At 72.9% G+C, this 7,179-nt stretch carries 1 protein-coding gene; it reads right to left on the bottom strand.

The genetic code is table 11. The features are described from left to right. Nucleotides 1–55: 55 nt before the first annotated feature. On the bottom strand, nt 56–7,179 hold a 7,124-nt coding region (locus ACZ58N_RS37740), incomplete at its 5' end, for a type I polyketide synthase (protein ID WP_471169819.1).

Below are 7,179 nucleotides of genomic sequence, written 5' to 3'. Positions count from 1 at the left end.
CCTCACCCATGCTCGTCACAAACCCTCGTGCTGTTACTGCCTGCTGTCCGCTGTGCTAGATACCGAGCTCGTTCTCGATGAAGTCGAAGAGCTCGTCGGGCGTGGCTTCCTGGAGTTTCTCGGCCACGGCCTCGCCGCTCGAATGGGCCTGGGGTTCACCCCATTTCGCCAGGAGTGCCTGGAGGCGCGAGGCGATGTCGGCGCGCGTACCGCCGTCGGGATCGAGGACGGAGAGCGCGGATTCGAGCTTCTCCAGTTCCGCGATGCCGGGCGCGGCGTCGGCGCTGCCGTCCTGCACGATCTCCGCCCGCAGGAACTCGGCGAGGACCGCCGGGGTCGGGTGGTCGAAGACCAGCGTGGCCGGGAGTTTCAGGCCGGTGGCGGCGTTCAGGCGGTTGCGCAGTTCCAGCGCGATCAGGGAGTCGAAGCCGAGCTCCTTGAAGGCGCGACCGGCCCCCACCTCGTCGGTGCCGGTGTGTCCGAGCGCGGTCGCCGCGTGGGTTCGGACCAGTTCCACGACGGCCAGGGCCTGTTCGGTCCGCGTCATCACCGACAGGCGTCGGCGGAGCGCCTCGCCGGGTGCCCCCGCGGCGTCCGTGTCCGCTCCGCCGGCCGGCGCGGCCTGTGCGAGTCGGCGCACCTCCGGCAGGTCGGCGAGGAACGGGCTGGGCCGTACGGCGGTGTAGCCGGGCGTGAACCGTTCCCACTGGATGTCGGCGACGGCGACGGCCGCCTCCCGGTGGTCGAGGGCCTGTTGGAGCGCGCGGATCGCGGAGCGCGGCGCCATGGCGGGCACGCCGCCGCGGTCGAGGCGTTCCCCGATGGCCCCGCCGGCGGCCAGTCCGCTGTCGCCCCACCGGCCCCAGGCGACGGACGTCGCGGGCAGGCCGTCGGCGTGCCGCTGCTCGGCGAGCGCGTCGAGGTAGGAGTTGGCGGCGGCGTAGTTGCCCTGCCCGGCGTCACCGAGGGTGCCGGCGACGCCGGAGAACAGGACGAACGCGGACAGGTCGAGGGTCCGGGTCAGTTCGTGGAGGGTGAGTGCCGCGTCCGCCTTGGGGGCGAGTACGGTCGCGAACCGTTCGGGGGTGAGCCCGTCGATGACGCCGTCGTCGAGGACGCCCGCGGTGTGCACGACGGCGGTGAGCGGCCGGCCCTCGGGCACGGAGGCGAGGAGGTCGGCGACCGCGTCCCGGTCGGCCATGTCGCAGGCGGCGAGGGTGACCTCGGCGCCGAGTGCGGTGAGTTCGTCCCGCAGTTCGGTCGCGCCGGGGGCGTCGGCGCCGCGGCGGCTGGTGAGGAGCAGGTGTTCGGCGCCGTTCTCGGCGAGCCAGCGGGCGACATGCGCGCCGAGCGCTCCCGTCCCGCCGGTGACCAGGGTCGTGCCGTGCGGCTTCCAGGCGGGGGCCACGGGTGCGTCCGCGAGGGGGGCGTGGGCGAGACGGCGTCCGAACGGCCCGGCGGCCCGGACGGCCACCTGGTCCTCGGTGCTGTCACCGGCGAGGATCCCGACGAGCCGTTCCAGGGTCCGTCCGTCGATCTGCGCGGGCAGGTCGAGGAGACCGCCCCAACGGTCGGGGAATTCCAGCGCGGCCGTACGTCCGAAGCCCCACAGGAGGGCTTGCGCCGGGTCCTGGAGCCGCTCGGACGGGGCGACGGCGACGGCGCCGCGGGTCACGCACCACAGGGGTGCGGACACCCCGGTGTCGCCGAGGGCCTGGACGAGTGCGGCGAGGGTCAGGAGTCCGGTGTGCCCGCGCAGGGCGGGGCTGTCGGTGTCGTCGCCGAGGGCGAGGAGGGAGAGGACTCCGGCGGGTTCGTCCGTGCCGTCGATGGCGGCCTTCAGGGCGGCGGCGAGCGCGTCCCGGTCGGCCGCGTCGGCGGCGACGGTGATCGTACGCACCTCCGCGCCGCGCTCGGCGAGCGTACGCAGCACACCGGCGACCGTGTCCCCTGCGGTGCCGGCCGGGGTCTCGGGTACGGCTACGAGCCAGGCCCCCGACAGGCGGGTGGTGGTCGCTTCGGCGAGCGGCTTCCAGGTGACGCGGTAGCGCCAGCCGTCGACCGTGGACTGTTCCCTGTTCTCGCGCCGCCAGGACGACAGCGCGGGGAGCAACGCGGTCAGCGGTTGGTCGCCTTCGATGCGCAGCTCGGCGGTGAGCGCGGCGAGGTCCTCGCGTTCGACGGCGTCCCAGAACCGGGCGTCGACGACGCTCTCCGCGACCTGCTCACCCGCTTCGACGGGTGCGGCCTCGGGCCAGAACCGCTGCGACTGGAAGGCGTAGGTCGGCAGATCCACCCGCCGGGCCCTCGTACCGGCGAACACCGCGTCCCAATCGACGGTCACCCCCCGCACCCAGGCCTCCGCGAGGGACAACCAGAACCGCTCCAACCCGCCCTCGTTACGGCGCAGCGACCCGAGGACGGCCGCCTCACGGCCCGCGTCCTCCACGGTTTCCTGCATTCCGACGGTCAGGACGGGATGCGGACTGGACTCGATGAACACACCGAAGCCCTGATCGAGGAGCGTGCGAGTGGCCTCCTCCAGCTCCACCGTCCGACGCAGGTTGCGGAACCAGTAGCCGGCATCCAGCTCGGTCCCGTCGACCCACTCACCGGTGACCGTCGACAGGAACGGCACCTGCGCCGCCCGCGGAACGATCGGGGCCAAAAGCTCGGCGAGTTCGTCCTTCAGCAGGTCCACCTGCGCGGAATGCGAGGCGTAGTCGACCGCGATCCGCTTGGCACGAATCCCGTCCGCCTCACATGCGGCCAGCAACTCGTCCAAGGCCTCGACCTCACCCGACACCACGACCGAGGACGGTCCGTTGACCGCCGCGACCGAAATCCGGGACTCACCCCACACAGCGATCCGCTGACGAACGTCCTTCGCCGGCAACGGCACCGACACCATGCCACCCAGACCCGCCAACACCCGACCGATGGCCCGACTGCGCAAAGCCACCACCCGGGCCGCATCCTCCAGGGACAGAATCCCCGCCACACACGCGGCAGCGATCTCACCCTGCGAATGCCCGATCACCGCACCCGGACGCACACCCGCCGCCCGCCACACCTCCGCGAGCGACACCATCACCGCGAACAGGGCCGGCTGCACCACATCCACCCGGTCCAGGGAGGGCGCGCCGTCGGCGGCCCGGAGCACGTCCACCAACGACCAGTCGGTGAAGGGCTCCAGCGCCGTCGCACATTCGTCCACCCGGGCTGCAAACACAGGTGAAGCGTCCAACAGCGCTTCCGCCATTCCCACCCATTGCGACCCCTGTCCGGGGAAGACGAAGGCGGTCCTGCCCCCGATGACCGACCCCTGGACGAGCAGGGGTGCGGTGCCTCCCGCGGCCAGGGTGGCGAGGCCCGCCAGGTGTTCCTCCCGGTCCTGGCCGATCAGTACCGCACGGCGGTCGTGGGCGGTGCGGGTGGTGGCCAGGGAGTGGCCGATGTCGCCGGTCCGCAGGTCAGGGCGGGTGGAGAGGTGGTTGAGCAGGCGGTCCGCCTGGGCGTGGAGCGCCTTTTCCGTCTTGGCCGTGAGGGGCCAGGGCAGTGGGGTCGGCCGTTCGGAGTCGTCGGCGTCGGGGGTCGTCGTGGTCAGTAGGGGGTGGGGGGCCGGCGGTACAGGGGTTCCCTGCTCGTCGGACCCCGGTACGGCAGGGGCCCGCTCGATGATGGCATGGGCGTTGGTCCCGCTGAATCCGAACGACGAAACGCCTGCGCGCCAGGGCCGGTCGCCGGTCTCGGGCCACGCCTGCTGTTCGGTCAGCAGGGTGACCTCGCCCTCGCTCCAGTCGACGTGCGGGGTGGGATCGGCGATGTGGATGCTCTGCGGCAGTACGCCGTGCTGCATGGACAGGACGACCTTCATCACGCCGGCGACACCCGCGGCGGCCTGCGCGTGGCCGATGTTGGACTTGATCGAGCCGAGGAGCAGCGGCCTGCCCTCGGGCCGGTCCTGGCCGTACGTCGCGAGGAGGGCCTGTGCCTCGATCGGGTCGCCGAGGGTCGTACCGGTGCCGTGTGCCTCGACCACGTCGACCTCGGCGGCCGACAGGCCCGCGTTGGCCAGGGCCTGCCGGATCACACGCTGCTGGGACGGACCGTTCGGGGCCGTCAGGCCGTTGCTCGCGCCGTCCTGGTTGATGGCGGTGCCGCGGATCACGGCCAGTACGGGGTGCCCGTTGCGTTGTGCGTCCGAGAGGCGTTCGACGAGGAGCATGCCGACGCCTTCGGCGGGGCTGAAGCCGTCGGCGTCGGAGGAGAAGGCCTTGCAGCGGCCGTCGGTGGACAGGCCGCGCTGGCGGCTGAACTCGATGAAGGTGCCCGGTGTCGACATGACGGTCACACCGCCGGCCAGGGCCATGGAGCACTCGCCCGACCGCAGGGCCTGCACCGCGAGGTGCAGGGCGACGAGCGAGGCCGAGCAGGCCGTGTCGACGGTGACGGCGGGACCTTCGAGGCCGAAGGTGTAGGAAAGCCGCCCGGAGACGACACTGCCGGCGCTGCCGGTGGCCAGGTGTCCTTCGAGGCCCTCGGAGGCGCCGCGTACGAGGTGGGAGTAGTCGGAGCCGTTGGTTCCGACGAACACGCCGGACTGGCTGCCGCGCAGGGTCTCCGGGTCGATGCCGGCGCGTTCGAACGTCTCCCAGGACGTTTCCAACAGGAGCCGCTGCTGCGGGTCCATCGCCAGGGCCTCGCGCGGGGAGATCCCGAAGAACGCGGGGTCGAAGGAGGCCGCGTCGGTGAGGAAGCCGCCCTCGCGGGTGTAGGAGGTGCCCTGGGCGTTGGGGTCGGGGTCGTACAGCGCCTCGACGTCCCAGCCGCGGTCGACGGGGAACCGGGAGAGGGCGTCGCCGCCGGAGGCGAGCAGCTGCCACAGTTCCTCGGGGCTGCGAACGCCGCCGGGGAACCGGCAGCTCATCGCGACGACGGCGATCGGTTCGGCGTCCGCTCCGGCGGTGGGACCGGTGACCGTCCGGGCGGTCCCGGTGTCCTTCGTTTCCCGGCCGCCGAGCTCGGCCCGCAGGTGCCGGGCCAGGACGGTGGGTGTCGGGTGGTCGAAGACGAGGGTGGGCGGCAACTTGAGCCCGGCGGCGGCGCCGAGGCGGTTGCGCAGTTCGACGGAGGTGAGGGAGTCGAAGCCGAGTTCCTTGAACGCCCGGCCGGCCTCGACGGCGTCGGGCCCGGCGTAGCCGAGGACGGCGGCGACGGCCGTCCGGACGAGTTCCAGCAGCAGGCGTTCCTGCTCGGCCTCGGGCTGTCCGGCGAGCCGGCGCAGGAGCACGGCGGCGTTGCCGGTGTCCTCCGCTGTGGCGGCGCCGGTGGCCTCGGTCGCCTGTCGGGCCTCGGGCAGGTCGTGCAGCAGGGGCCGGGCACGGCCCGAGGTGAAGGCGAGTACGAAGCGCTTCCACTCCATGTCGGCGACGGTCAGGGTGGTCTCGTCACGGTCCAGGGCGTGCTGGAGCGCGCTGACGGCCCGCGCGGGGTCCATTTCGATGACGCCGTGGCGTCGCATGCGGTCGCCGACGGCGCCTTCGGCCATGCCTCCGTCGCCCCAGGGGCCCCAGGCGAGGGAGGTCGCGGTCAGGCCTTCGGCCCGACGGTACTCGGCGAAGGCGTCGAGGAACGCGTTGCCCGGCGCGTAGTTGCCCTGGCCTGGGGCGCCGAAGGTGGCGGCGAAGGAGGAGAAGAGGACGAACGCGGACAGGTCGAGGTGACGGGTCAGCTCGTGCAGGTTCCGCGTGGCGTCGATCTTGACCCGTAGGACCCGTTCGATCTGCTCGGGGGCGAGTGCCTCGATGACCCCGTCGTCCAGGACGGCCGCCGTGTGCACGACCGCGGTCAACGGCCGGTCGGCGGGCACGGAAGCCAGGACCGCGGCGAGGGCATCCCGGTCGGCGACGTCGCAGGCGACGATCGTCACCTCCGCGCCGAGGGCCGTCAACTCCTCACGCAGCCCGGCGGCCCCGGGCGCGTCCTCACCACGACGACTGGTCAGGACCAGGTGCTCGGCACCGTTCGACGCCAACCAACGCGCGACGTGCGCACCGAGCGCACCCGTCCCCCCGGTCACCAGGGTCGTACCGCCGGGCCGCCACTCACGCACGACCGGCGACTCGGCCAGCCGCGCCCGCACCAGACGACGCACGAACACCCCGGAAGCCCGAACGGCCACCTGATCCTCCGCACCGTCACCGGCCAACACGGCGACGAGCCGTGACAGGCTCCGCTCGTCGGCCTCGGACGGCAGGTCGACGAGGCCACCCCAACGCTCGCCGTGCTCCAGCGCCACCACCCGGCCGAGGCCCCAGACCGGGGCCTGCGAGGGATCGATCCGCGGCTCGGAACGGGCCACCGACACGGCGGCTCGGGTGGCGCACCACAGCGGTGCGTTCACCTCGGTGTCGCCGAGGGCCTGCACAAGGCAGAGGGTGTCGATCACACCGGGCGCCGCGTCGGCGCCGGCGGACGTCACGAGCGACAGCACGCCCGTCACCGAAGGGCTGTCGGCGAGCGCCGCCCGGATCCGTCCGGCGAGCTCGGTTCGGGAGTCGTCGGTGCGGGGCACGGCGATCCGTCGTACGTCCGCGCCGTGTTCGGCGAGCGTGCGCAGGACGGCTTCCGTCCACGCGGCGTCGGTCGGGGCCTCGGGGACCGCGATCAGCCAGGTGCCGGAGAGTCGGGGTGCGGAGGCGGGTTCGGGGGCCGGCTTCCAGGTGATCCGGTAGCGCCAGCCGTCGACGGTGGACCGCTCGTGGGTCTGGCGCCGCCATGAGGACAGGGCGGGGAGCAGCGCGGCGAGCGCCTCGTCGGCGTCGACGTCCAGTTCCGCGGTGAGCGCGGCCACGTCGTGCGCGTCGACGGCTTCCCAGAACCGGGCGTCGGCGGCGCCGACCGGATACGCGGCGGCCTCGGGCTCCGCAGGGGTGCCGCTTTCGAGCCAGAAGTGGTCCTGCTGGAAGGCGTAGGTCGGCAGATCCACCCGCCGGGCACCCGTGCCCGCGAACACCGCGTCCCAGTCCACCACCGCACCTCGGACATAGGCCTCGGCCAGGGACGACCAGAACCGCTCCAACCCGCCCTCGTTACGGCGCAGCGACCCGAGGACGGCCGCCTCACGGCCCGCGTCCTCCACGGTTTCCTGCATTCCGACGGTCAGGACGGGATGCG

Source organism: Streptomyces sp. NPDC040432 (genome assembly GCF_055595445.1).
Note: the sequence above shows the minus strand (reverse complement) of the source record. Positions and strands in the feature narration are given on the sequence as shown.